The sequence below is a fragment of the Burkholderia sp. EMB26 genome, from assembly GCF_024730645.1.
GTDB classification, from domain to species: domain Bacteria; phylum Pseudomonadota; class Gammaproteobacteria; order Burkholderiales; family Burkholderiaceae; genus Burkholderia; species Burkholderia cenocepacia.
Genome location: NZ_CP078071.1, coordinates 1,944,832 through 1,967,186, shown reverse-complemented (window position 1 = coordinate 1,967,186; position 22,355 = coordinate 1,944,832). Strand labels below are relative to the sequence as shown.

Below are 22,355 nucleotides of genomic sequence, written 5' to 3'. Positions count from 1 at the left end.
CTTCCACCGTACGCCGGCATCCCCCGCCGCGTCGAGACTCACAAGGACCCGCCATGAACCGCACCGCAAAGCTCCTCGTCACCGCGCTGGCGTTCGCGCCGCTCGCGTCGTTCGCGCAGGACACGTCGACGATCCGCTGGGGTATCGACCCCACGTATCCGCCGTTCGAGGCGAAGCAGCCCGACGGCTCGCTCGCCGGCTTCGACATCGACCTGCGCAATGCGATCTGCGAGCAACTGCATGCGAAGTGCGTGTGGGTCGAGCAGGGCTTCGACGGGATGATCCCGGCGCTGCGCGCACGCAAGTTCGACGTCATCATGTCCGCGATGACGGCCACCGACGAGCGGCTCAAGCAGATCGACTTCTCGAACAAGCTGTATGCGTCGCCGGGCGCGCTCGTCGCGCCGGTCGGCTCGAAGCTGCTGCCGACCGCCGCGTCGCTCGCCGGCAAGCGCATCGGGATCGACCAGGGCACGACGCAGGAGGCGTACGCGAAGGCCGAATGGGCGACCAGAGGCGTGACGATCGTCTCGTACCAGAACCAGGACCAGGTGTATCAGGATCTCGTCAACGGCCGCCTCGACGCGACCTTCCAGGACAAGACGCAGGCCGGCTACTCGTTCCTGAAGACGCCGCGCGGCAAGGGCTACGCGTTCGCGGGGCCGGACGTGACCGACGCGCGGATCACCGGCTACGGCGTCGCGATGGGCATCCGCAAGGGCGACGCCGACATGAAGAAGCGGCTGAACGACGCGATCGTCGCGATTCGCGCGAACGGCACCTATCAGAAGATCGCCGCGAAATACTTCGACTTCGACATCTACGGCGCGAAGCAGCAACTGACTTCGGCACCGTGACCCCGTGACTCATTCGATCGACAGGCACACCATGACGAGTATCCAGGAGCGCGTCGCGCAAGCCGTGACGCCCGAACTGATCGCCGCGTTCCGAGAGGAAGGCGCGGTCTGCATCAAGGGCATTTTTTCGCCTGACGAAGTGGCCGCGCTGCGGGCCGGCATCGACGCGAACCTCGCGCAGCCGAGCGAACGCGCGAAAGTCGCGAGCCGGCCCGACGATCCCGGCTGGTTCTTCGAGGATTTCTGCAACTGGCAGCACAACGACGCGTATCGTGATTTCATCGTGCGCTCGCCGGCGCCGTCGGTCGCCGCCGCGCTGATGGGCACCGACCACGTGCGGCTGCATCACGACCACCTGCTCGTGAAGGAGCCCGGCACGCGGCAGCGCACGCCGTGGCATCAGGACCAGCCGTACTACAACATCGAAGGCGACGACAACGTCAGCATGTGGATTCCGGTCGATCCGGTGCCGCTCGAATCGACGCTGGAATTCGTCGCGGGCTCGCATCGCGGGCCATGGCTGATGCCGCGCACGTTCATGGACAAGGAGGCGAAGTGGTTTCCGGAAGGCAGCCTCGCCGACCTGCCCGACATCGAAGCCGACCGCGCGGCGTTCCCGATTCGCCACTGGGCGCTCGAACCTGGCGACATGGTGTGCTTCCGGATGCTGACGCTGCATGCGTCGGGCGGCACGCAGAACCGCCGGCGCGCGTTCTCGATCCGCTTCGTCGGCGACGATGTCCGCCACGCGCCGCGCCGCTGGAAAACCTCGCCCGATTTCCCCGTGCTCGCGGCGCAACTGGCCGACGGCGCGCCGCTCGACCACCCGCTGTTCCCGGTCGTGTGGTCGCGCGATGCAGGGCAGGTCGGCGCGATCTGACCTGCTGTCACCCACACGGCGGCCGTTTCATGACGAAACGGCCGCCGTGCGTTCGGGGGCGTGCGTGCGCCGAAGGATCAGGTCGGGTGGCGCCCCGCGCCCGGCTTGAAGCGCGAGCCGAGCCGGTAGCGGTTGCCCGGATGCAGGAAGTGCACGAACGTGACGGGCAGCCCGTCCGTCCACGTGCGCCGCGTGAGCGTGAGGCACGGCTCGTCGGCGCGCATGTCGAGCAGCCGCGCCTGCTCGCCGGTGGGCAGCGACGCGTCGACGACGTGCTCGATTTCCAGTTCGTAGTGCGACACGTTGTTGTACAGGTACTCGGACGGCGGCTCGGCCTCGAAATCCTGGTCGATGAAGCCGGGCGCGGCGGCCGGGTTCACGTAGCGGTCCTCGAGCTGGATCGGGCGGCCGTTTTCCTCGTGCACGCACACCACGTGAAAGACCGGCGTGTTGACCGGCAGGCCGAACGCGGCGGCGACGTCGAACGACGCGGGTTCGCTCGACCGGCTCAGCACGCGGCAGCGATATTCGTGCCCGCGTGCGCGGATTTCGTCGCGGATGTGCGCGATCATCAGCAGGTTCGACTGCGGCTTCACCTCGGCGACGAAGGTGCCGACGCCCGCGATGCGCTTCAGCACGCCTTCCTCGGTCAGCTCGCGCAGCGCGCGGTTGACCGTCATGCGCGCGACGCCGAACTGCGCGGCGAGGTCGAGCTCGGACGGGATGCGGTCGCCGGGGCGCCAGTCGCCCGACTCGACGTTCTGGCGAACGAGCGTCTTGATCTGCTGGAACGGTGCGGTGGCCTTGGTGACCATCGGAAGATCCTTGCGCGAAGAAGTGACGAGGCTAGTCGTCGTGGCTGACGATGACCAGGATCTCCGCCTGCGCGGTGCCGAGGCTGCGCGTGCGGTGCGGGATGAGTGCGTTGAAATAGACTGAATCGCCAGCCCTGAGTTGCACCGTCTCGTTCGGAAATTCGATTTCGACGCGCCCCTTGTGCACGAACAGGAATTCCTCGCCTTCGTGCTCGCGGAACGTCGACGCGACGAATTCGTGCGGCGGATGCACGACGAACGGCAGCATCTTCTTCGGCGCGACGCCGGCCGCGATGCTCTCGAAGCGGTGCGCGTGGCGGTCGGCCGCCGCGCCCATCGCGGTGCGCTCGCCGGCGCGCGTGACCGTGATCAGCTCGCGGTTGCGGCTTTCCGAGAACAGTTGCTCGACGTCGACGTTCAGCGCCTTCGACAGTTTCAGCGCGACCGCGATCGACGGCACGCTCAGGCCGCGCTCGACCTTCGACAGGTAGCTCTTGGTGAGGCCCGTCTCGTCGGCCAGCACGTCGAGCGTCCAGCCCTTCTGTTTTCTGAGCAGCTTCAGGCGAATCGTCATGGGGCGCCAGGTGTCCTTCGAAAAACCGATTGTAACGCATGACACAAAGTGTCATTCGGTGTATCGTGTGTCGCGTGTGACCGGGGAAACGGCCGCGGACGGCGTGGCAGGCCCGGTCCATTCAGGAGGCGAACATGGCGGAAACGCTGAATTTGACGAAGGAAGCGCTGGTCGCGCTGGCGGAGCGGCGTCTGGACAACGCGGTGGGCGACAGCGGCTGGTCCGCGCGGCAAAAGCTCGCGCTGACGTGCCGGATCTTGTTCGACGCCGGCCACGACTCGGGCCTGGCCGGGCAGATCACCTGCCGCGCGGATGCGGCCGGCACGTACTACACGCAGCGGCTCGGGCTCGGCTTCGACGAGATCTCGGCCGCGAACCTGCTGCGCGTCAACGAGGATCTCGACGTCGTCGATGGCGAAGGCATTCCGAACCCGGCCAACCGGTTCCATACGTGGATCTATCGCGAGCGCCCGGACGTGAACTGCATCATCCATACGCACCCGGCGCATGTCGCGGCGCTGTCGATGCTCGAGCAGCCGCTCGTCGTGTCGCACATGGACACCTGCCCGCTGTACGACGACTGCGCGTTCCTGAAGGACTGGCCGGGCGTGCCGGTCGGCAACGAGGAGGGCGAGATCATCTCGAAGGCGCTCGGCGACAAGCGCGCGATCCTGCTGTCGCATCACGGGCAGCTCGTGGTCGGCAAGACGATCGAGGAGGCATGCATCCTCGCGCTGCTGATCGAACGCGCGGCAAAACTGCAACTGCTCGCGATGTCGGCCGGCGAGATCAAGCCGGTGCCGCCGGCCCTGGCGCGTGAAGCGCACGACTGGATCTCGAAGCCGAAGCGCGATGCGGTGACGTTCGACTACTACGCGCGCCGCGCATTGCGTACGCATCAGGATTGCGTCGCGTGAATCGGCGCATCGTTACCACTTCGCCAGACAATCATTGAGGAATGCATATCGTGTCCATCCTGCTGAAAGGCATCATTGCCTACCCGGTCACGCCATTCTCCGCCGACGGCGGCGTCGACCTGACCGCGCTCGATGCGTTGATCGAACGCCTGGTCGCCGACGGCGTTCATGCGATCGCGCCGTTGGGCAGCACCGGCGAAAGCGCCTACCTGTCCGATGCCGAATGGGAGGCCGTCGCCATCGCGTCGATTCGCGCGGTGCGCCGGCGCGTGCCGACCGTCGTCGGAATCTCGGATCTCACCACGGCGGGCGCGGTGCGCCGCGCCCGCTTCGCCGAGCAGGCCGGCGCCGATGCGGTGATGGTGCTGCCGGTGTCGTACTGGAAGCTCGGCAACGACGAGATCGTCGCGCACTATCGTGCGATCGGCGACGCGATCGGCATCCCGATCATGCTGTACAACAACCCGGCGACGAGCGGCGTCGACATGTCGCCCGAGCTGATCGCGACGATCTGCCGGACCGTCGACAACGTGACGATGGTCAAGGAGAGCACCGGCGACATCGGCCGGATGCACCGGCTCGCGCAATTGAGCGACGGGACGATCCCGTTCTACAACGGCAGCAATCCGATGGCGCTCGCCGCGCTGGCCGCGGGCGCGGCAGGATGGTGCACGGCCGCGCCGAATCTCAACGCCGCGTTGCCGCTCGCGTTGTTCGACGCGATGCGCACGGGCGACCTCGTGCGCGCCCGATCGGTTTTTCACGCGCAGTTGCCGTTGCTGCAGTTCATCGTCAACGGCGGGTTGCCGGTGACCGTGAAAGCCGGGCTGAGGCTGCGCGGCTTCGACGCCGGTGAACCGAGGCGGCCGCTGCTGCCGCTCGGCGAGGCACGCACGCGCGAACTCGAGCGCCTGCTCGCGGCGCTGCCGGACGGTGTGGCGGCATGAGCGGCGACGCGCGGCCGGCGATCGCGGCGGCCATCGGCGCGGTGCGGATCGGCGCGAGCCGGCCGCTCGCCGGTACGCCGCACGCGAGCGCGATCGACAAGCAGCCGGTGGATGCGCGCCTGTGGCTGGGCGCACTCGGGTTTGCCGGCGACGAGCAGGCCGATGCGCGGCATCACGGCGGCCCCGACAAGGCCGTTCACCACTACGCGCACGATCACTATGCGTGGTGGGCCGGGCAGATCGGCGCACGCGACGTGCTCGCCCGGCCCGGCGCGTTCGGCGAGAACCTGTCGACGCGCGGCATCACCGAGCACGACGTGTGTCTCGGCGACGTGTTCACGCTGGGCGGCGCGGTGCTCCAGGTCTCGCAGTCGCGGCAGCCATGCTGGAAGCTCAACGCACGCTTCGACCATCCGCGGATGGCGGCGCTCGTGCAGCACAGCGGCCGGACCGGCTGGTACTACCGCGTGCTGCAGGAAGGCTGGGTGGCGGCGGGCGATGTGCTGGCGCTGCACGAGCGCCGCTACCCGCAGTGGCCGCTGTCGACGGTGCTCGACGTGCTGTATCGCCGCACGCTCGACATGGCCGCGCTCGATGCGCTGTGCGACGTGCCGCTGCTGCCGCCCGGCTGGCGCGCGATGCTGGAAAAACGCCGGACGGCGCGGCAGGTCGAGGACTGGACGAAGCGGCTCGAAGGATGACGGGCCGCGTCCGACGCTTACTGCGTCGGCAGGTTGCGCACGTCGGCCGTCGGCTCGGTACCGAATGCGTCGCTCAGCGCATAGCCGATCAGTTGCCGGGCGGTCGCCTCGGGCGTCGCGAGCGCGCCGCTCGATTTCAACTGGTCGAATTTCTCGCGCATCGGGAAATTATCTTCGTCGGTCGCGCGGATCGTGGCCTGCATGCCCGTATCGACGACGCCCGGCGCCACGCTGCAGATGCGCAGCCCGCCGTTCGCGTCGAGCGCGACCGCGCGCGCATGGTGATCGAGCGCGGCCTTGGTCGCGCAGTAGATGCTCCAGCCCGCATATGCGTTGCGGGCCGCGCCGCTCGACAGGTGCACGATCCGGCATTCGGTCGCGGCCGATACGGCCTGCGCGAGCGCCGCCGACAGCATCAGCGGCGCGGCGACGTTCAGGCCGACCGCGCGGGCGACGATCGCCGGGTCCTGCGTGGCGAGCGGGCCGATCGGATCGACGATGCCCGCGTTGTTGAACAGCAGCACGAGCGACGCGCCGTCGACGAAGCGGCGCAGCGTGTCGCCGGCCAGCCAGCTCGCGATCGTCTTCGAGTCGGACAGATCGAGTTCGACCTCGGTCAAGCGCTCGCCGGCCCGTGACGCGAGCGACGGATGACGGCTACGCGACACGCCGAGCACGGCGATGCCTTCCTGCAGCAGTTGTTCGGCGAGCGCCGCGCCGACGCCGCGGGTGTGTCCGGTGACGATGGCGCGCACGGGTGCGGAAGAAGATGCAGTCATGGTGGTGAACCGGTGAGGGGGTGAACGGGTTTGACGAGCGGCGCGCAGGCACGGCGGCAGCGCATTCAACGCGGGTGCTGCGTGGTGTCGACGTGTGAAGGCGGTCGTGTGCGGCGCCGCTGATATCGGGATGAACGTCTATCGTAGCGCCGGCATGCGCATCGCGCAAACGCCCGGCGCGCGCGAAGGATGAAGCTGCGGTGCCGCGCACGCGCATCGCCGCGCTGCGCCGCACGCTATCGCGCGCGCCGCTACGTCCGACGAAAGCCCGCTGCGGCAAGTCCGCACGCTGCTGCGCCAAGGGCGCCGGGCCGAGCGTCGCGAGCTATCATATGGCTCGCCCGTGCGCGATGCCGGACGGGCCGCGACCGTTTCCCTTCACCTGCTGCACGCTGCGATGTCACTCATGAACACCACGCCGGATACGCCCACGCCCCGCGCCCTTCGCGAACTCACGCCCCTCGAGGCCCGCATTCTCGGCGTGCTCGTCGAGAAACAGCACACGGTGCCGGATACCTACCCGCTGTCGCTGAACGCGCTGACCGCGGGCTGCAACCAGAAAACCGCGCGCGCGCCGGTGATGAACGTGAGCGAGGACGAAGTGACGACCGCGCTCGACGGCCTGAAGCACCTGAGCCTCGTGATGGAGGGCAGCAGCAGCCGCGTGCCGCGTTTCGAACACAACATGAACCGCGTGCTCGGCATCCCGAGCCAGGCGATCGCGCTGCTGACGATCCTGCTGCTGCGCGGCCCGCAGACGGCCGCCGAGCTGCGCCTGAACAGCGCGCGCCTGCACGGCTTCGCGGATATCTCGTCGGTCGAGGCGTTCCTCGACGAACTCGCGGCGCGTGCGCAGCCGCTCGTCGTCCGGCTGCCGCGTGCACCGGGCGCGCGCGAGAACCGCTGGATGCACCTGATGTGCGGCGAGGTGAACATGGCCGACTTCGCGAGCGCGGATGCGGGCGGCGGCGCGGATTCGGTGCCGCCTTCCGAATTCGAGGCGCTGAAGGCCGAACAGAAGCGCCTTGCGGACGAAGTGACGCGCCTGAATGCGCTGGTTCAACGGATGGCGAGCGAACTCGGCATCGACGTCGACACGCCGGGCGACGCGTCCTGATCGCTTCCTGATGCAGTGCCGGCGGTGCGCGCGCACCGCCGCGTCACTTCAGCTTGACGCCCGGGACGAGGTAGCGCGCGCCGCCCGGTCTCAGGACCGGCTTGAGCGCGGCAAACGGCGCGTCGAGCTGCGGGCCGAGACAGGCACCCATTGCGTGACCGATGCCGGATACGACGAACGACAGCTTGCCCGGTGCATCGAGTTCGAACGCCAGATACTGCGGGAACACGTCGGCGCACGACAGCGAATCGCCGTCGCCGTCCGTCGGCTGGTTGCCCGGTGCGGCTTCGTCGCGCAGCCGCGCAATGAACTTCACCATCGCGGCGCTCGTTGCCGATTCACGGTCGTCGGCCGGCGCGGCCGCATCGATTACGCGATTCCAGTCGAGATACGCACCGCGCAGCAGGTCGAACGTGACCGGATCGTAGTGATTGGCCGGGTGCGCGCCGCCGCAGTACGTGCTGCCGGCTTCCACGATGCCCAGTGCCGCACGCGACAGCCACGTGACCGTCACGCGCTCGTCGTCGTAGCTGCCGAGCGTGCCGGCGGCCGGGCCGTCGTCGGTATAGCGGGTCGACGCGCATTCGAGCGCCGCGAGACTCATTTGCCAGTGCCGCTGTTCGAGCAGATGGTTGACGCGCGCCATCACGGTTGGATCGGGATGACGGCTCAGTCGCGGATACGCGAGCACCGTGCGCGGGTCACGCCACATCCGGTACGCCACCGTGCCGTCGCCAACCTCGGGGCCGACCGGCTGCGCATGCCCGGCGAGCTTCAACGCGGCGTAAGGCGCGTGCTGCATGTCGATGTCCGCGCCGCGGGCGATGCCGCTGCCGACACCGCCCGCCACGAGCGCGGTGACGGCTTCGACCGAGCCGGGCGCAACCGAGTCGGGATCGTATGCCGCCACGCGGCGCAACGCGAAGGTACGTGTCTTGCCTGAACGCGCATCGGTCCATCGGCCGCGATAGCCGTCCTTGTCCCGCGTGCCCTGCCAGGTGGCCGCCCCATGATCGAAATCGGGCTTGTCGCTGTATTCCGGCGCGGAGCGCGCATCGTCCGGCAATTGCGTGCGCACGAGCGGCTCGACGAGTCGCGCGGGCTTGCCGCGCAGCGGAATATCGACGCCGAACTGCGCGTAGAAATAGCGACCCGAGATCGTGCCGTCCGCGGCCGGGCGATCGTCGAGTTCCATCACGACGGTGCCGGCGCCTTGCAGCGTCCCTTCATAGACGGTGCGCGGCGCGGCATTCGCAAAGCCCGCGTGCAGTGCGATCAGGACGCACGCGCTTCGGAAGAACGGGCGCATCAACGGCGATAACCGGGTGGTTTTCATGAGGATGGGGGAACGATGAAGGTGCATATCAACCAACACGGATCCGCGTCGCGCCCGCGTCGACGAGCCGGAACAGCAGATCCTCGACGGCCGTCTCCGGCGCGGAACCGAGATCCGCGTGGATGCGCCAGCCCTGTTCCGTGCGAACCGGTTCCGACAGGTAGTGAACGATGCCGTGCAGCCCGTCCTCGGCCGGCGTGTTCTCGTCGTCCGCGTCGAACCACGCGAGGAACCACGTCTTGAACGCATCGTTCGCGGTACTTTCGTCGAGACCGTCGGCTTCGACCGCGGCCCAGTCCCACACGAACGGCTGGATCGACACGGCCGCCGTTTCCAGTTCGAAGGCGAACGGCTCGAAATCCAGCTGCGTGGCCGAATCGACCATCGCGGGCTGGCCGGCCGCCTCGCCCTCGGTCGCGATGGTGTCGGCGCGGCACGGCAGCGCGAGCGGGCCTTCGGTGGCCAGCGTGCCGTCGGCGCGCCGGTAGGCGGGTTCGACGACGATCGCCGGTTGCGTGGCCGCTTTCGCGAGCAGGTCGGCATAGGGTTGGCGGATGGCGCGGAGCAGTTCGGAGACGGTCATCGTGGCGTGTCGGTTGAGCAGGAAGCGATCGGTCACGGGCAGGCGGTGCACGGCGCGGCCGACGTGGCACGACGGGCCGCCTCGCTATCGGACAGCCATGATCGTACGGTACTTCGCTCGAACGCGAACATTCGGCCGAACGGCCGGGGCGCTCGCCTCGCGTGGCAAGCCGGTTTAGACGTTTACCTTCAAACAGTCGAAAACGCATCTCGAACGCATTCGCGTTGTGCTTCAATGAATCAGCTTTGCAGTCCTACCAAATTACAGAATCGGAACAAACCGGATCATTCACTTACAGGAGACAGTCGATGGCACGGAAACGCCGTTGAAGCGGCAATCGAGATGGTCTGCAACACCGCCGAATTTCCTTCGATGCAAGCAGGTTATCCCAGGGGCCTCCACCCATGTCCTCCAGACGTTTCATGATGGCCGCGGCCGCGGTGTCGGCCGCACTGGCCGTCGCCGCACCGCCGGCCGGCGCCGCCGCACCGGCCGTTTCCGATCCGTTCTACACATACACCGGCACCACGCCGCTGGCATCGGTTCCACCGGGCACCGTGGTCAAGACGCGCAACGTCACCTATCACGTGGCCGGCATGCCGACCGCGGTGACCGCGCAGCAGCTGCTGTATCGCACCCACAACGCGCTGAACCAGCCGGTCGTCAACGTGACGTCGGTGATCCGCAGCCCGGTCAGCAACGGCCGGGCGATCTCGTACCAGTCGGCCTACGATTCGCTGAACCCGTACGACGAACCGTCGCAGGTGATCGCCGGCGACCGCGACGTGACCAAGGTGATCAACGTCGGCACGTTGCTGTACAGCGCGGAATCGATTCCGCTGGCGACGCTGCTGCTGCTCGGCTACAACGTCATCGTGCCCGATACCGAGGGCCAGACGGCCGATTTCGCGGCCGGCCCCGAATACGGGATGACGACGCTCGATTCGATCCGCGCCGCGCTCAATACGCCGTCGACCGGGCTGAGTCCGTCGAGCAAGGTCGCGATGATCGGCTATTCCGGCGGCGCGATCGCGACCAACTGGGCCGCGCAACTCGCGCCGAGCTATGCGCCCGACGTCAACCGGCAGCTCGTCGGTGCGGCGGAAGGCGGCGTGCTGGTCGATCCGGCGCACAACCTGCGTTACGTCGACGGCAGCATCGTGTGGGGCGGCGTCGCCGCGGCCGCACTGGCCGGGCTGTCGCGTGGCTACGGTTTCGACCTGACGCCGTACCTCAGCGAGACGGGCGTCGCCGTGTTCAAGGACATCCAGAGCCAGTCGCTCGCGTACATCCTGCCGAAGTACACGGGCCTGCGCTGGGGCACGCTGTTCAAGCCGCAATACGCGAACGACATCAACAGCATTCCGGTGTACGTCACCTATGCGAACAAGGTGAATGCGGGGCTGGCTGCGTCGCCGACGATCCCGATGTTCATCGGCCAGGGCACCGCGGGCGCGCTGGACGGCACGTTCGGCAGCCAGGTAGGCGACGGCGTGATGCTCGCGTACGACGTGCGCGCGCTGGCGCAGAAATTCTGCGCGAGCGGCACGGCGGTCACGTACACCGAGTATCCGCTCGAACACGCGGGCGCGATCGTGCCGTGGGTGGCCGGCATGCTGCCGTGGCTCTACGACCGCTTCAACGGCAAAGCCGCGCCGAACAATTGCTGGCTGACGTCGCTGCTGCCGAGCAATTCGCTCGCGCCCGAGACGCTGCACTAGCCGCTGCCGCGCAACGCGGCGAACGGCGGGCGACCCTTTTACGGGTCGCCTTTTTTGTCTCGTTTGACGTCGGTCGCGTGACTGCCGCGGCCGCCGCCCGCACTGCGTCGCCGTACCCCGCTGCCACCTCGTCCGGGTGCCATAATCGAGCCTGCCCATCATTCCAGACAGACGTCCCCCGGAGAATCACCATGCAGAACCTCGACAATCCTTCCCACGATCGCGAGGTAGGCAGCGCCGACGCGACGCAGGACACCACCCGCATCGACGACGTCCGCATCGGCGCCGTGCGTCCGCTGATTTCGCCCGCGCTGCTGCTCGACGAGCTGCCGGTGCCGGCCGCCACGCAGACGCTCGTCGAGGATACGCGCCGCGCGATCGGCGACATCCTGCACGGCCGCGACGACCGGCTGCTGCTCGTCGTCGGCCCGTGCTCGATCCACGATCACGACCAGGCGCTCGATTACGCGCGCCGGCTGAAGGTCGCCGCCGACGCGCTGAAGGACGACCTGCTGATCACGATGCGCGTGTACTTCGAGAAGCCGCGTACGACGGTCGGCTGGAAGGGGTACATCAACGATCCGCGCCTGGATGGCAGCTTCCGCATCAACGAAGGGCTGCGCGCCGCGCGGCAACTGCTGCTCGACATCAACGCGCTCGGCCTGCCCGCATCGACCGAATTCCTCGACCTGCTGAGCCCGCAGTACATCGCCGACCTGATCGCGTGGGGCGCGATCGGCGCGCGCACCACCGAGAGCCAGAGCCATCGCCAGCTCGCGTCGGGGCTGAGCTGCCCGATCGGCTTCAAGAACGGCACGGACGGCGGCGTGCAGGTCGCGTCGGACGCGATCGTCGCCGCGGCCGCGAGCCATGCGTTCATGGGGATGACGAAGATGGGGATGGCCGCGATCTTCGAGACGCGCGGCAACGACGATGCGCACGTGATCCTGCGCGGCGGCAAGAACGGCCCGAACTACGATGCGGAGCACGTCGAAGCGAGTTGCGCGGTGCTGCGCAAGGCCGGCTTGCGCGAGCAGGTGATGGTCGACTGCTCGCATGCGAACTCGAACAAGTCGCACGAGCGGCAGATCGAGGTCGCGCAGGATCTCGCGCGGCAATTGGGGCAGGGCGAGCACCGGATCGTCGGCGTGATGGTGGAAAGCCATCTCGAAGCCGGGCGGCAGGACCTGAAGCCGGGCGTGCCGCTGAAGTACGGCGTGTCGATTACCGATGCGTGCCTGAGCTGGACGCAGACGGAGCCGGTGCTCGACGTGCTGGCGGAGGCGGTGCGGCATCGCAGGGTGTATTCGCGGAATGCGTGATACCGCGTCGCGTCCCGGCGCCCGCCGCGTCATTCGCGGCGCTGCGACGATCGGCGGCGCGTCAGCGACGGCGTCCTGATCGACAGGCCGCGGCGCCTTTATTTTCGCGCCGCGCGCCCCGCTGTTCTGCGTGGTCCTTGATCCTGATCCGGTTTGCCCCACCGGCCACGTCGCACGCCGAACGCACGATCCGCCAATTGCCGCTACCATGAACTCCGTGTTGCACGCTGCGGCCCGGCCATGCCGGTCCGCCACGCACACACGCAATGGCGGCGCGGCCGGCCGCCATGCGACCGACGAAGCGCGGGGCGGCCATCCGCGGGGCGGCCATCTGTGGGGTGTCCATTCGCTGGGTGTGTACCGATCAGCCGTTGCGCCCGCGCCGCTTCGTTCCCGGAATCCACAACAACCGAACCGGAGTGCAACGCATATGAAGTTCTACAAGACCCTCATCGCAGCAACCGTCCTCGCGTCGAGCGTCAGCGCGCATGCGCAGATCGCGGGCGCGCAGCCCATCAGCGTGACCGTCGAGCAATCGCAGGCGCTGCTCGAAGGCTGGAGCGTGAAGAAGAGCGTGCTCGGCAAGACCGTCTACAACGACGAGAACCAGAAAGTCGGCAAGGTGCGCGACCTGATCGTCGCGCCGGACGGCTCGGTGTCGGCCGCGATCGTGTCGGCCGGCGGCTTCCTCGGCGTGGCCGCGCACGACGTCGCGGTGCCGATCGCGTCGCTCGACGTGCGCAACGGCAACATCTACCTGCCGGGCGCGACGAAGGAGGCGCTGAAGGCCACGCCGGCGTTCCAGTACGCGAAGGTGCCGTCGCCGCCGAAGCCGAAGAAGCTCGACGAAAAGCACTGATTTGCCCCTTCGCGCGGCACGCGTCGTACGTCGCGTGCCGCGCGTTCTCGCGACGGTCAGGTTGCGTCGAGTCCGCCGTCGACCGTGATCACCTGCCCCGTCATCCATGCCGCCAGCGGCGACGCGAGCGACACGATCCAGTTCGCGACGTCCGCGGGCTCGCCGCGCCGGCCAAGCGGAATGCGCGTGCGCTCCTGCGCCTTGATTGCTTCGATGTCGGGCGCCGACAGCTTCATCCGTTCCGACAGGAAGTCCGTTTCCGTCGGGCCCGCCGCGACGGCGTTCACGCGTACGCCCGCCGATGCGAGCTCGAGCGCCCAGCAGCGCGTCAGATGCTCGAGCGCGGCCTTGCTCGCTGCATAGTGCGACAGCAGCGCAGCGGCCTTGTGTCCGAACGTGCTCGACACGTTGACGATGCTGCCGCGGGCTGCTTTCAGATGCGGCAATGCGGCGGTCGCGAGCATCGACGGTCCGAGCGTATTGACTGAAAAGATCGCGCTGATCGCTTCGAAGGTAGCCGACCCGAGCGGCAGGATTGCACCTGCGCCCGCATTGTTGACCAGCACATCGAGCCGCCCCGCGAGTGCGACCGCTTCGTCGATCGTGCGCGCGGCATCGGCCGGATCGCCGGCGTCCGCGACCACGTAGTCGATACCGGGCGCGCTGCGCGCGGCGGCGGACAGCGCATCTTCGCGGCGGCCCGTGATGACGACGCGCGCACCTTCGCGTGCGAACGCGACGGCCGCTGCCAGCCCGATGCCGGCGCCGCCGCCGGTAATGAGGACCACCTTGTTGTCGAATGACTGCATGACTTTCTCGTGAAGATGATGGGTTGAACGTGCGTGCCGTTTAGCGTTCGTGCGCATCGTCCGTCGGCGCCAGCGCCACCACGTGGCTGATCCCTTCGTGCGCCATCTTCGTATACGGACTGAAACGCTCGGTGTTGCGGACGAGTTCTTCCGCCACCGCGCGTTCGACGCCCGGCAGCCGCACGCGAATGTTCGCGTTCAGCATGAACAGTCCGTCCATCGGATCGCGGCAGAAGTCGATCGATGCGGACACCGAGGCACCGGCGATCGACACCCCCGCCCGTGCGGCCAGCAGGCTCAGCGCGCCATGAAAGCACGCCGCATAGCTGGCGGCGAACAACTGCTCCGGATTGGGGCCGTCGCCGGGCCCGCCGAGCGCGGACGGCAGGCGCAGCTCGACATCGAGCCGCCCGTCGTCGGAACGCGCGACGCCCGATGCGCGGCCATGCTCCGCCGCGCCGCCCGTGACGGTCACCGTCGTCGAGTACAGCGTCTGCGGTTCTCGTCCGCGATACCGGTCGAGCAGCGAGAGCGGCGGCGGGCGCAGCGGCGTCATGGCGTGCGTGATCCGGCGGTGGCGTTCAGCGCGCGAGCGCGTTCTGCCGGAACCACGCGTCGAAGGTCGTCGCGCCGAGGCGCGCACCGGCTGCCGGCACGAGCGTGTCGTCCTGCAGCACCGCGCCGAAGTAGTCGGCGCTGGCGTCGCGCGTCACCGTGCGCGCGTCGTGCGTCGCCGACAGGAAACGCTCGACCAGATCGGCGATCCGCACGCGCTCGGGGCCGCCGATTTCGGCGATGCCGTTGCGCGGCGCGTCGAGCGCGAAGTCGGTCACGGCGGCCGCGACGTCGTCCGATGCGATCGGCTGGAAGTGCGCGGTGGTCAACCGGACCGTATCGCCCTGCGCGCCGGCCTGCGCGATCGCGCCGACGAATTCGAAGAACTGCGTCGAGCGCACGATCGTGTACGGCACGCCTGCTTCGCGGATCAGGTTTTCCTGGATGATCTTGCCGCGGAAATATGCGCTCTGCTGCAGCCGGTCCGTGCCGACCACCGACAGCGCGACGTGATGGCGCACGCCGGCCGCGCGCTCCGCGGCGAACAGGTTGCGCCCCGACGCCTCGAAGAACGCCTTCACGGCCGCTTCCTCGAACGACGGCGAATTCGCGAGATCGACCACGACCTCCGCGCCGGCGAGCGCGTCGTCCAGTCCCGCCCCGGTGATCGTATCGACGCCGGTCGACGGCGCCGCCGCCACCGCGTCGTGGCCGCGTGCGATCAGGTTCCTGACGACCTTGCTGCCGATGAGGCCGGTACCACCAATCACGACGATTTTCACGATTGCTCTCCTTGAACGGGCGCGCGACATGCGCGCCGCTTGAATCTGCCGAAACCGGCGCTCATCGCGTTCGCGCGATCGGGCCCGGACCTTGCCGAACGGCGCCTTGCCGGATCCGGATGCGTGTCGAACAGCCTGCATCGTAGGCATGCGCCGCCCGATCCGGTAGGGTCCGGCAGGCCCTCACCGTGTTGTCGTGCATGCATCAATCGACGGCCTCCAGCGGCGCCATCGTCGTCATCGTCGTCAGGCACTGCAGGTCGCGCGCACGCGTCTGTTCGATCATGTAGTCAATGAACACGCGGATGCGCGTGGGCAGGTGCTTGCGGCTCAGGTAACAGAGATAGTGGCCGCCGTCGTCCGGCGCGTGCTGGCCGAGACAGCTCACCAGCCGGCCGTCGGCGAGCAGGTCGCACACCTGGTACGCGGGCAGTTGCGCGATGCCGAGGCCGTCGAGCGCCGCGCGCACGACGAGATCGATGTCGTTGAACGTGTGATGCGCGGCGAGCTGGCGCTGCTGCGTCAGCCCGTCGATCCTGAATTCCCATTCCGTCACGCGGCCCGATGCGGTGCACAGGTTGATGCAGCGATGTCGCGCGAGGTCGTCGACGTGGCGCGGCAGGCCGTGCCGGTGCGCGTACGACGGCGACGCGCAGACGATCATCTGCATCGGAATCAGCCGGCGCGCGACGATCGCGCTGTCCTCCATGCGGCCGTCGCGAAACGCGACGTCGATGCGGTCGGCGGAGAAATCGGCCGGCCGGTCGTTCAACAGCAGGTCGAGCGTGATGTCCGGATAGCGCGCATGGAAATCGCGCAGCAGCGGCGCGACGACCTTGCGGCCGAAGCCGGGCGTCGAGCCGATGCGCAGGTGCCCGCTCGGCGGCCCGCTGCGCAGCTCGCGCATGTCCTCGAGCGCCTGCGCCAGGTGCTCGATGCCGGGCCGGCAGTTTTCGTAGAAGAGCTCGCCTTCGCGCGTCAGCGACATGCTGCGGGTCGTGCGCTGGAACAGGCGGGCGTCGAGCCGGTCCTCGAGCCGTTGCACGTGGCGGCTGACCGACGAGCGGCCGACGCCGAGGCGATCGGCCGCGCGTGCGAAGCTGCCCTCGGTGACGACGGCGAGGAACGTGACCACGCCGGCATAGCAGGTCGAGAAGCTGCGCGCGAACGGATCGTCGGCATCGGGGCGGCGAATGGAGGTGTCGGGCATGGGGGCGCTGGAATCGTGGTGTCCGTATGCGACTAGACGGTTCAGCGCTGCCGCCTGTGACACCGCCCGCCGCATTTTTTCAAAAAAAGGGCGCGGCGGCGTGCGAGCCGGTTATTTTTCCGGCACGAGCACGGGCGCGCCCTTGTCCTTCAACAGCAGCACGATGAACTTCGCGGGCCGCGTCCGGCTCGCGTTGCGTCCGACCGTGTGCAGATCGTTCGGGCCCTCGTAGAAGGTCTGGCCCGGTTTCAGCGTGACGGGCTCGCCGCCCTTCACCTGCATCACGATCGAACCCTCGACGACATAGACGAACGCGTCGGCGTGGTGGCGATGGACCGGGTCGACCGCGCCGGGCGGATACTCGACCGAGATCATCAGGGCTTCCTTGCCCGGGTACGCGTCGAGCGGCTTCGTCATCAGCGGCGTGACGATGGCCGAGGGCGCCGCTCGGGCGACGCCGGTCGCGGCGCCCGCGACGACGAGTGCGGCCGCGAGCACGTGTTTCATGCGAATCATGGTGGTGGCTTCCGGTGGGCCGCCGGCCGGCGGCCGGCAGCGAGGGAGGGGCGTGGCCTGCCGTCGGGCGCGGCCGTCAGGCGAGATTGGCCTTGTCGAGACCGAAGGCCTTGTCGGACGAGCCCGGCACGGTCCGGAACGCGACATTCGCGCGGTTCCAGCCGTTGATCGCCATCACTTCGAACGTCAGGTCCGACAATTCCTTTTCCGAGAGCTGGCCGCGCACACGGTCGTAGAGGTCGTCCGGCACGCCGTGCGCGGGCAGTGTCGTCAGCGCTTCGGTCCACGCGAGCGCGGCCCGCTCGCGCGGCGAGAAGAGCGTCGATTCGCGCCACGTCGCAAGATGATGCAGGCGCAGCTCGCGCTCGCCGTGGATGCGCGCCTCCTTCACGTGCATGTCGAGGCAGAACGCGCAGCCGTTGATCTGCGACGCCCGGACGGACACGAGATCGCGGATCGATTCCTCGATCGCGCTGTTGCGCAGCAGGTTGCTGAGTTCGAGGAATTTCCGGAACAGCTCGGGCGACTGTTGAATGTAGTTGAGACGCTGCGTCATGATTTCTCCTGGCGACGAAGAGGCTGGCCCGCGTTGCGCGGGCGTCGTGGGCGGCAGGGCGCCGCGCGAAATCATCTTAGGAGTGTGCACCGGGGCGCGGTAGCCACGTACAGGGACGCATCGTGTTGCGCGCGCTGCACCAATCCGGGCTCGACGGCGAGCGCGGCCGGCGCCGGCGCGCGGCGATGCGCGCGTCAGCCGGCGGCGCAGGCGCTCGCGATCCGGGCGAGCTTCTCCGGGTTGCGCTGCACGAGAATCCGGCCGATGCGCGTGCCGTCGGTGTCGAACGACATCGCCGATTCGAGTTGTCCGTCGATGAAGCGCAGCATCGCCCACTCGCCGTTCAGCACGACCGGCCGCATCTCGACGCCGCTGCCGCAGCGCAACCACGTCGCATAGAACAGTTGAGCGATGCGCCGGCCGCCGACCATCGGTTTCGGGAAGCTCTGGACGTGGCCGCCGCCGTCGCCGATCAGCATCGCGTCTTCGGCGAGCAACGCCTGGATCGACGGGAAGTCGCCTTGCGCGAGCGCATGCGTGAACGTCTGCAGCAGCCGGCGATGCGTTTCATGCGGCACCGCGTGCCGCGGCGGGGTGTCGTCGCGCAGCCGCGCGCGGGCCCGGCTGACGAGCTGCCGGCACGCGGCTTCGGTCTTGCCGATCGCGTCGGCGATCCGGTCGTAGTCGAATTCGAAGACTTCGTGCAGCAGGAACGCCGCGCGCGCTTCCGGCGTCAACCGTTCGAGCAACAGCAGGTACGCGACCGATACGTCGCTCGCGCGCTCCGTCATTTCCTCGGGCGTCGCGGGCGATTCGCCGAGCTCCGGCTCGGGCAGCCAGATACCCGTGTAGTGCTCGCGCCGGATCTTCGCCGCGCGCAGGCGATCGATCGACGTGCGCGTCGTGACCGCGACGAGCCACGCCTCGGCGTTCTCGATGCTGTCGCGCGCCGCGTCGTGCCAGCGTAGCCACACGTCCTGCACGATGTCCTCGGCATCCGCGACGGAGCCGAGCATCCGGTACGCGATCTTCTGCAGGCGCGGGCGCAGCGCGTGGAAGGTTTGTGCGTCGTCGGTCATGACGGCCACACTCCGCTGAAGCCGACCGTCACGGGCCCGCTCAGGAATACGCTGCCGGCGCCGTCCCAGTGAACGGCGACGTCGCCGCCGTCGCAGGTCACCCGCACGGTATCGTCGAGCAGCCCGCGCCGGATGCCGTTGACCACCGCGCCGCACGAGCACGAACCGGAACCGAGCGGCACGCCGCCGCCGCGTTCCCAGATGCGCAGGCGAATGTGCGTGCGATCGATGACCCGCACGAAATGGACGTTGGTTTTCTGCGGAAACAGCGGATGTGCTTCGATCGCCGGGCCGAGTGCGGCGACGTCGAGCGTGTCGGGATCGTCGACGAAGAACGTGCAGTGCGGATTGCCCATGCTGCAGGCGGCCGGCGTGCCCGGCAGCGGCAGCGCGAGCGTGTCGGCGGCTTCGGCGAAGGGTATGTCCTGCCAGCCGAGCCGCGGCGCGCCCATCTCGACCTTGATCAGCCCGTCCGCATCCTGCGAACAATGCAGGCGGCCGCGATTCGTGCGCAGCACGATCGACGCCGCGCCGGTTTCCCGCATCAGCTTCCATGCGACGCCGCGCGTCGCGCTGCCGCAGGTATCGAGCGCCGAGCCGTCGGGGTTCCAGAACGCGACGCGCGCGGCCGCGTCGTCGCCGTCCGAGATCACCGCGAGCTGGTTGAAGCCGATGCCGCGATGCCGATCGCCCATGCGCCGCGCGAGGTCGCCGTCGACGGGATGCGCGCGATCGTGTTTCCGACCGCGCAGGTCGACGATGACGAAGTCATCGCCATTCGCGTTCATCTTCTGAAATGCGATCGGCATGGGGATTCCGGAATGGAGGCAGGCAAATACTGTACGTGGCTCGCCGGTCGCGGGCAATCGTCGCCCGATGGCGCGCACGCGCCAACGATCTACGTAATTCTACGTAGATCGTCATACGTAGTTGTCCGCTTGTAAGCGGCCCCCGTCGCGCGGAATACTACGGCCCATCGCCGCAGTCTCCGCGAGGCTGCGGCACGACGCATCGACGTCACGCGGGTTCGGCCCTCGCCGCATCCACTCAAAAACACATTGGAGACCAGGAGACGCCATGAATCGGGCTTCCAGTACCCTGCTCTGGATCGCGGTCGCGCTACTCGGCGCGTTCGCATTCGGCACGATCGCACTCGCGCACGGCGAGCGCGTCAGTGCCCTCTGGATCGTGATCGCCGCAGTCTGCGTGTATCTGATCGCGTATCGCTTCTACAGCCGTTTCATCGCCAGCAAGGTCATGCAGCTCGACGGGCTGCGGATGACGCCGGCGGTCAAGTACAACGACGGCCTCGACTACGTGCCGACCAACAAGTACGTGCTGTTCGGCCATCACTTCGCCGCGATCGCCGGCGCCGGGCCGCTGGTCGGCCCCGTGCTCGCCGCGCAGATGGGCTACACGCCCGGAATGCTGTGGATCCTGGCCGGCGTCGTGTTCGCCGGCGCGGTGCAGGACTTCATCGTGCTGTTCATCTCGACGCGCCGCGACGGCCGTTCGCTCGGCGATCTCGTCAAGATGGAGCTCGGCACGGTGCCCGGCGTGATCGCGCTGTTCGGCGCGTTCCTGATCATGGTGATCATCCTCGCGGTGCTCGCGCTGATCGTCGTGAAGGCGCTGACCAATTCGCCGTGGGGCACGTTCACCGTCGCCGCGACGATTCCGATCGCGCTGTTCATGGGCGTCTACACGCGCTACATCCGTCCGGGCCGCATCGGCGAAGTGTCGATCATCGGCTTCGTGCTGCTGATGGCGTCGATCGCGTTCGGCCAGCAGGTGCACGATTCGCCGACGCTCGCCGCGTGGTTCACGTTCAGCGGCACGCAGCTCACGTGGATCCTGATCGGCTACGGCTTCGTCGCGTCGGTGCTGCCGGTGTGGCTGCTGCTGGCGCCGCGCGACTACCTGTCGACGTTCCTGAAGATCGGCACGATCCTCGGCCTCGCGATCGGCATCCTGGTCGTCGCACCGGAACTGAAGATGCCCGCGCTGACGAAGTTCGTCGACGGCACGGGCCCGGTGTGGTCGGGCAACCTGTTCCCGTTCCTGTTCATCACGATCGCGTGCGGCGCGGTGTCGGGCTTCCACGCGCTGATCTCGTCGGGTACGACGCCGAAGCTGATCGACAACGAAACCAACGCGCGCTTCATCGGTTACGGCGCGATGCTGATGGAATCGTTCGTCGCGATCATGGCGCTGGTCGCCGCGTGCGTGATCGAGCCGGGCATCTACTTCGCGATGAACGCGCCGGCCGCCGTGCTCGGCTCGACGCCGGAAGCGGTCGCCAACACCGTCACGCAATGGGGCTTCGTGCTGACGCCCGACATGCTGACGCAGACGGCCAAGGCCGTCGGCGAAACGACGATCATCGCGCGGGCGGGCGGCGCACCGACGCTGGCCGTCGGCATGGCGCACATCCTGCACCAGGTGATCGGCGGCGAAGCGATGATGGCGTTCTGGTATCACTTCGCGATCCTGTTCGAGGCGCTGTTCATCCTGACGGCCGTCGATGCCGGCACGCGCGCGGGCCGCTTCATGCTGCAGGATCTGCTCGGCACGTTCCACCCGGCGCTCAAGCGCACCGAATCGCTGCCGGCGAACCTCGTCGCCACCGCGCTGTGCGTGGCTGCGTGGGGTTACTTCCTGTACCAGGGCGTGGTCGATCCGCTCGGCGGCATCAACACGCTGTGGCCGCTGTTCGGCATCTCGAACCAGATGCTCGCCGCGATCGCGCTGGTGCTCGGCACCGTCGTGCTGTTCAAGATGAAGCGCGAGCGCTATGCGTGGGTGACGATCGTGCCGACCGTCTGGCTGCTGATCTGCACGCTGACGGCCGGCTGGCAGAAGATTTTCGACGCGAACCCGAAGGTCAGCTTCCTCGCGCACGCCGCGAAGCTGCAGGCCGCGGTGGACGAAGGCAAGGTGCTCGCGCCGGCGAAGTCGATCGCGCAGATGAAGCGGATCATCTTCAACGACTACATCGATGCGGCGCTGGCCGGGTTGTTCATCTTCGTCGTCGTGGCGATCGCGGTGTACGGCGTGATCGCCGTGCTGCGTGCGCGCCGCGAGTCGAAGCCGACCGTGCGCGAGACGCCGTACGAAGCGATGCCGGCCGCGCAGGCGCTCGGCAGCGGACGTTAAGGGGAGGCCGCGATGTTCAGCGATCTTGGCAGCGACCTGCGCAGCGCGGGGCGTTACCTCGGGCAGGCGTTGCGGCTGATGGTCGGCCTGCCCGACTACGATACCTACGTCGCGCACATGCGCGAAACCCATCCGGACCGCGAGCCGATGACGTATGAGGAATTCTTCCGCGAGCGTCAGAATGCGCGCTACGGGTCGGGTGCCGGGAAGTGTTGCTGAACCGGGCCGTTGCAATCACCTGACGAATCGGTCCGGTGATCGAAAGGGAAGCGCCGCGACGAATG

The 22,355-nt window shown here is 68.1% G+C and carries 24 protein-coding genes; 11 read left to right on the top strand and 13 right to left on the bottom strand.

Translation table 11 applies throughout. The features are described from left to right. Positions 1 to 53 precede the first annotated feature (53 nt). A complete protein-coding gene (locus KU887_RS25635; RefSeq protein WP_006485061.1) occupies positions 54 to 857 on the top strand; it encodes an ABC transporter substrate-binding protein in 804 nt (267 codons plus the stop codon). Positions 858 to 888: 31 nt separating this feature from the next. Continuing rightward, positions 889 to 1,737 carry a phytanoyl-CoA dioxygenase family protein gene (locus KU887_RS25630; RefSeq protein WP_258255879.1) on the top strand — a complete coding sequence of 283 codons (849 nt, stop codon included), beginning with the start codon at positions 889 to 891 and terminating at the stop codon, positions 1,735 to 1,737. A 77-nt stretch (positions 1,738 to 1,814) separates the two neighbouring features. Here the strand turns inward: KU887_RS25630 and hutC are convergent, their stop codons facing one another. After that, positions 1,815 to 2,552 (bottom strand): histidine utilization repressor, encoded by a 738-nt coding sequence (hutC, locus tag KU887_RS25625; protein WP_006485039.1) that lies wholly within the window; start codon positions 2,550 to 2,552, stop codon positions 1,815 to 1,817. 31 nt (positions 2,553 to 2,583) lie between these two features. Next, entirely contained in the window at positions 2,584 to 3,126 is a 543-nt protein-coding gene (locus KU887_RS25620) for a helix-turn-helix domain-containing protein (RefSeq protein WP_006485051.1), read from the bottom strand. Positions 3,127 to 3,260: 134 nt separating this feature from the next. Between KU887_RS25620 and KU887_RS25615 the strand changes: the two genes are divergently transcribed. From KU887_RS25615 to KU887_RS25605, 3 genes are read left to right on the top strand one after another with little or no spacing between them, the layout of a single operon-like run. After that, a complete protein-coding gene (locus KU887_RS25615) occupies positions 3,261 to 4,043 on the top strand; it encodes an aldolase (RefSeq protein WP_006494319.1) in 783 nt (260 codons plus the stop codon). Positions 4,044 to 4,093: 50 nt separating this feature from the next. Then, the gene (locus KU887_RS25610; RefSeq protein WP_012493634.1) at positions 4,094 to 4,990 is read left to right on the top strand and encodes a dihydrodipicolinate synthase family protein; all 897 of its coding nucleotides are present in this window, start codon (positions 4,094 to 4,096) and stop codon (positions 4,988 to 4,990) included. Beyond that, the gene (locus KU887_RS25605) at positions 4,987 to 5,691 is read left to right on the top strand and encodes an MOSC domain-containing protein (RefSeq protein ID WP_062910175.1); all 705 of its coding nucleotides are present in this window, start codon (positions 4,987 to 4,989) and stop codon (positions 5,689 to 5,691) included. The genes KU887_RS25610 and KU887_RS25605 overlap by 4 nt, the downstream gene beginning before the upstream one ends. Before the next feature lie 17 nt (positions 5,692 to 5,708). Here the strand turns inward: KU887_RS25605 and KU887_RS25600 are convergent, their stop codons facing one another. Then, entirely contained in the window at positions 5,709 to 6,470 is a 762-nt protein-coding gene (locus KU887_RS25600) for an SDR family oxidoreductase (protein WP_059722179.1), read from the bottom strand. A 406-nt stretch (positions 6,471 to 6,876) separates the two neighbouring features. Between KU887_RS25600 and KU887_RS25595 the strand changes: the two genes are divergently transcribed. After that, positions 6,877 to 7,587, top strand: a complete 711-nt coding sequence (locus KU887_RS25595) for a YceH family protein (protein ID WP_034203459.1) — start codon at positions 6,877 to 6,879, stop codon at positions 7,585 to 7,587. A gap of 43 nt (positions 7,588 to 7,630) precedes the next feature. On the opposite strand, the gene KU887_RS25590 is transcribed toward KU887_RS25595, so the two are convergent. Beyond that, positions 7,631 to 8,896, bottom strand: a complete 1,266-nt coding sequence (locus KU887_RS25590; RefSeq protein ID WP_059722178.1) for a hypothetical protein — start codon at positions 8,894 to 8,896, stop codon at positions 7,631 to 7,633. A 55-nt stretch (positions 8,897 to 8,951) separates the two neighbouring features. Then, a complete protein-coding gene (locus KU887_RS25585; protein WP_077189914.1) occupies positions 8,952 to 9,506 on the bottom strand; it encodes a hypothetical protein in 555 nt (184 codons plus the stop codon). A gap of 404 nt (positions 9,507 to 9,910) precedes the next feature. Between KU887_RS25585 and KU887_RS25580 the strand changes: the two genes are divergently transcribed. The 3 genes from KU887_RS25580 to KU887_RS25570 all read left to right on the top strand — a co-directional run bounded on the left by KU887_RS25580 (position 9,911) and on the right by KU887_RS25570 (position 13,408). Further along, on the top strand, positions 9,911 to 11,227 hold the full coding sequence (locus KU887_RS25580; RefSeq protein WP_069352741.1) for a lipase family protein: 1,317 nt from the start codon (positions 9,911 to 9,913) through the stop codon (positions 11,225 to 11,227). Between the two features lie 191 nt (positions 11,228 to 11,418). Then, a complete protein-coding gene (locus KU887_RS25575; protein ID WP_011694899.1) occupies positions 11,419 to 12,549 on the top strand; it encodes a 3-deoxy-7-phosphoheptulonate synthase in 1,131 nt (376 codons plus the stop codon). A gap of 430 nt (positions 12,550 to 12,979) precedes the next feature. After that, a complete protein-coding gene (locus tag KU887_RS25570; RefSeq protein WP_006485034.1) occupies positions 12,980 to 13,408 on the top strand; it encodes a PRC-barrel domain-containing protein in 429 nt (142 codons plus the stop codon). 56 nt (positions 13,409 to 13,464) lie between these two features. Here KU887_RS25570 and KU887_RS25565 read toward each other — a convergent pair whose 3' ends face one another. The 8 genes from KU887_RS25565 to dapF all read right to left on the bottom strand — a co-directional run bounded on the left by KU887_RS25565 (position 13,465) and on the right by dapF (position 19,724). After that, positions 13,465 to 14,217 (bottom strand): SDR family NAD(P)-dependent oxidoreductase, encoded by a 753-nt coding sequence (locus KU887_RS25565; protein WP_006485028.1) that lies wholly within the window; start codon positions 14,215 to 14,217, stop codon positions 13,465 to 13,467. A gap of 40 nt (positions 14,218 to 14,257) precedes the next feature. Further along, positions 14,258 to 14,773 carry an Ohr family peroxiredoxin gene (locus KU887_RS25560; protein ID WP_006485024.1) on the bottom strand — a complete coding sequence of 172 codons (516 nt, stop codon included), beginning with the start codon at positions 14,771 to 14,773 and terminating at the stop codon, positions 14,258 to 14,260. Between the two features lie 25 nt (positions 14,774 to 14,798). Beyond that, complete coding sequence (locus KU887_RS25555) at positions 14,799 to 15,554, bottom strand: SDR family oxidoreductase (RefSeq protein ID WP_012493629.1); 756 nt, start codon at positions 15,552 to 15,554, stop codon at positions 14,799 to 14,801. Between the two features lie 205 nt (positions 15,555 to 15,759). Next, entirely contained in the window at positions 15,760 to 16,764 is a 1,005-nt protein-coding gene (locus KU887_RS25550) for a LysR family transcriptional regulator (protein WP_060266869.1), read from the bottom strand. Between the two features lie 111 nt (positions 16,765 to 16,875). After that, complete coding sequence (locus KU887_RS25545; protein ID WP_006485044.1) at positions 16,876 to 17,280, bottom strand: cupin domain-containing protein; 405 nt, start codon at positions 17,278 to 17,280, stop codon at positions 16,876 to 16,878. A gap of 76 nt (positions 17,281 to 17,356) precedes the next feature. Next, positions 17,357 to 17,836: a carboxymuconolactone decarboxylase family protein gene (locus KU887_RS25540; RefSeq protein WP_006485066.1), complete on the bottom strand. Its 480-nt coding sequence runs from the start codon at positions 17,834 to 17,836 to the stop codon at positions 17,357 to 17,359. A 194-nt stretch (positions 17,837 to 18,030) separates the two neighbouring features. Next, a complete protein-coding gene (locus KU887_RS25535) occupies positions 18,031 to 18,915 on the bottom strand; it encodes an RNA polymerase sigma-70 factor (protein ID WP_060211052.1) in 885 nt (294 codons plus the stop codon). After that, complete coding sequence (gene dapF, locus KU887_RS25530) at positions 18,912 to 19,724, bottom strand: diaminopimelate epimerase (protein WP_069352742.1); 813 nt, start codon at positions 19,722 to 19,724, stop codon at positions 18,912 to 18,914. Before dapF ends, KU887_RS25535 begins: the two co-directional genes overlap by 4 nt. A 268-nt stretch (positions 19,725 to 19,992) precedes the next feature. Between dapF and KU887_RS25525 the strand changes: the two genes are divergently transcribed. Then, a complete protein-coding gene (locus KU887_RS25525) occupies positions 19,993 to 22,071 on the top strand; it encodes a carbon starvation CstA family protein (protein WP_006485014.1) in 2,079 nt (692 codons plus the stop codon). 12 nt (positions 22,072 to 22,083) lie between these two features. Continuing rightward, positions 22,084 to 22,290 (top strand): YbdD/YjiX family protein, encoded by a 207-nt coding sequence (locus KU887_RS25520; protein ID WP_006480280.1) that lies wholly within the window; start codon positions 22,084 to 22,086, stop codon positions 22,288 to 22,290. Positions 22,291 to 22,355: the final 65 nt, after the last annotated feature.

Excerpts from the sequence above, each read along its gene's own strand:
- KU887_RS25605 (WP_062910175.1), top strand. The coding sequence starts at position 4,987 with ATGAGCGGCGACGCGCGGCCGGCGATCGCGGCGGCCATCGGCGCGGTG.
- KU887_RS25590 (WP_059722178.1), bottom strand. The coding sequence starts at position 8,896 with ATGCGCCCGTTCTTCCGAAGCGCGTGCGTCCTGATCGCACTGCACGCG.
- KU887_RS25600 (WP_059722179.1), bottom strand. The coding sequence starts at position 6,470 with ATGACTGCATCTTCTTCCGCACCCGTGCGCGCCATCGTCACCGGACAC.
- KU887_RS25570 (WP_006485034.1), top strand. The coding sequence starts at position 12,980 with ATGAAGTTCTACAAGACCCTCATCGCAGCAACCGTCCTCGCGTCGAGC.
- KU887_RS25560 (WP_006485024.1), bottom strand. The coding sequence starts at position 14,773 with ATGACGCCGCTGCGCCCGCCGCCGCTCTCGCTGCTCGACCGGTATCGC.
- dapF (WP_069352742.1), bottom strand. The coding sequence starts at position 19,724 with ATGCCGATCGCATTTCAGAAGATGAACGCGAATGGCGATGACTTCGTC.
- hutC (WP_006485039.1), bottom strand. The coding sequence starts at position 2,552 with ATGGTCACCAAGGCCACCGCACCGTTCCAGCAGATCAAGACGCTCGTT.
- KU887_RS25565 (WP_006485028.1), bottom strand. The coding sequence starts at position 14,217 with ATGCAGTCATTCGACAACAAGGTGGTCCTCATTACCGGCGGCGGCGCC.
- KU887_RS25580 (WP_069352741.1), top strand. The coding sequence starts at position 9,911 with ATGTCCTCCAGACGTTTCATGATGGCCGCGGCCGCGGTGTCGGCCGCA.
- KU887_RS25585 (WP_077189914.1), bottom strand. The coding sequence starts at position 9,506 with ATGACCGTCTCCGAACTGCTCCGCGCCATCCGCCAACCCTATGCCGAC.
- KU887_RS25635 (WP_006485061.1), top strand. The coding sequence starts at position 54 with ATGAACCGCACCGCAAAGCTCCTCGTCACCGCGCTGGCGTTCGCGCCG.
- KU887_RS25595 (WP_034203459.1), top strand. The coding sequence starts at position 6,877 with ATGAACACCACGCCGGATACGCCCACGCCCCGCGCCCTTCGCGAACTC.
- KU887_RS25575 (WP_011694899.1), top strand. The coding sequence starts at position 11,419 with ATGCAGAACCTCGACAATCCTTCCCACGATCGCGAGGTAGGCAGCGCC.
- KU887_RS25615 (WP_006494319.1), top strand. The coding sequence starts at position 3,261 with ATGGCGGAAACGCTGAATTTGACGAAGGAAGCGCTGGTCGCGCTGGCG.
- KU887_RS25535 (WP_060211052.1), bottom strand. The coding sequence starts at position 18,915 with ATGACCGACGACGCACAAACCTTCCACGCGCTGCGCCCGCGCCTGCAG.
- KU887_RS25545 (WP_006485044.1), bottom strand. The coding sequence starts at position 17,280 with ATGATTCGCATGAAACACGTGCTCGCGGCCGCACTCGTCGTCGCGGGC.
- KU887_RS25630 (WP_258255879.1), top strand. The coding sequence starts at position 889 with ATGACGAGTATCCAGGAGCGCGTCGCGCAAGCCGTGACGCCCGAACTG.
- KU887_RS25620 (WP_006485051.1), bottom strand. The coding sequence starts at position 3,126 with ATGACGATTCGCCTGAAGCTGCTCAGAAAACAGAAGGGCTGGACGCTC.
- KU887_RS25520 (WP_006480280.1), top strand. The coding sequence starts at position 22,084 with ATGTTCAGCGATCTTGGCAGCGACCTGCGCAGCGCGGGGCGTTACCTC.
- KU887_RS25540 (WP_006485066.1), bottom strand. The coding sequence starts at position 17,836 with ATGACGCAGCGTCTCAACTACATTCAACAGTCGCCCGAGCTGTTCCGG.
- KU887_RS25550 (WP_060266869.1), bottom strand. The coding sequence starts at position 16,764 with ATGCCCGACACCTCCATTCGCCGCCCCGATGCCGACGATCCGTTCGCG.
- KU887_RS25525 (WP_006485014.1), top strand. The coding sequence starts at position 19,993 with ATGAATCGGGCTTCCAGTACCCTGCTCTGGATCGCGGTCGCGCTACTC.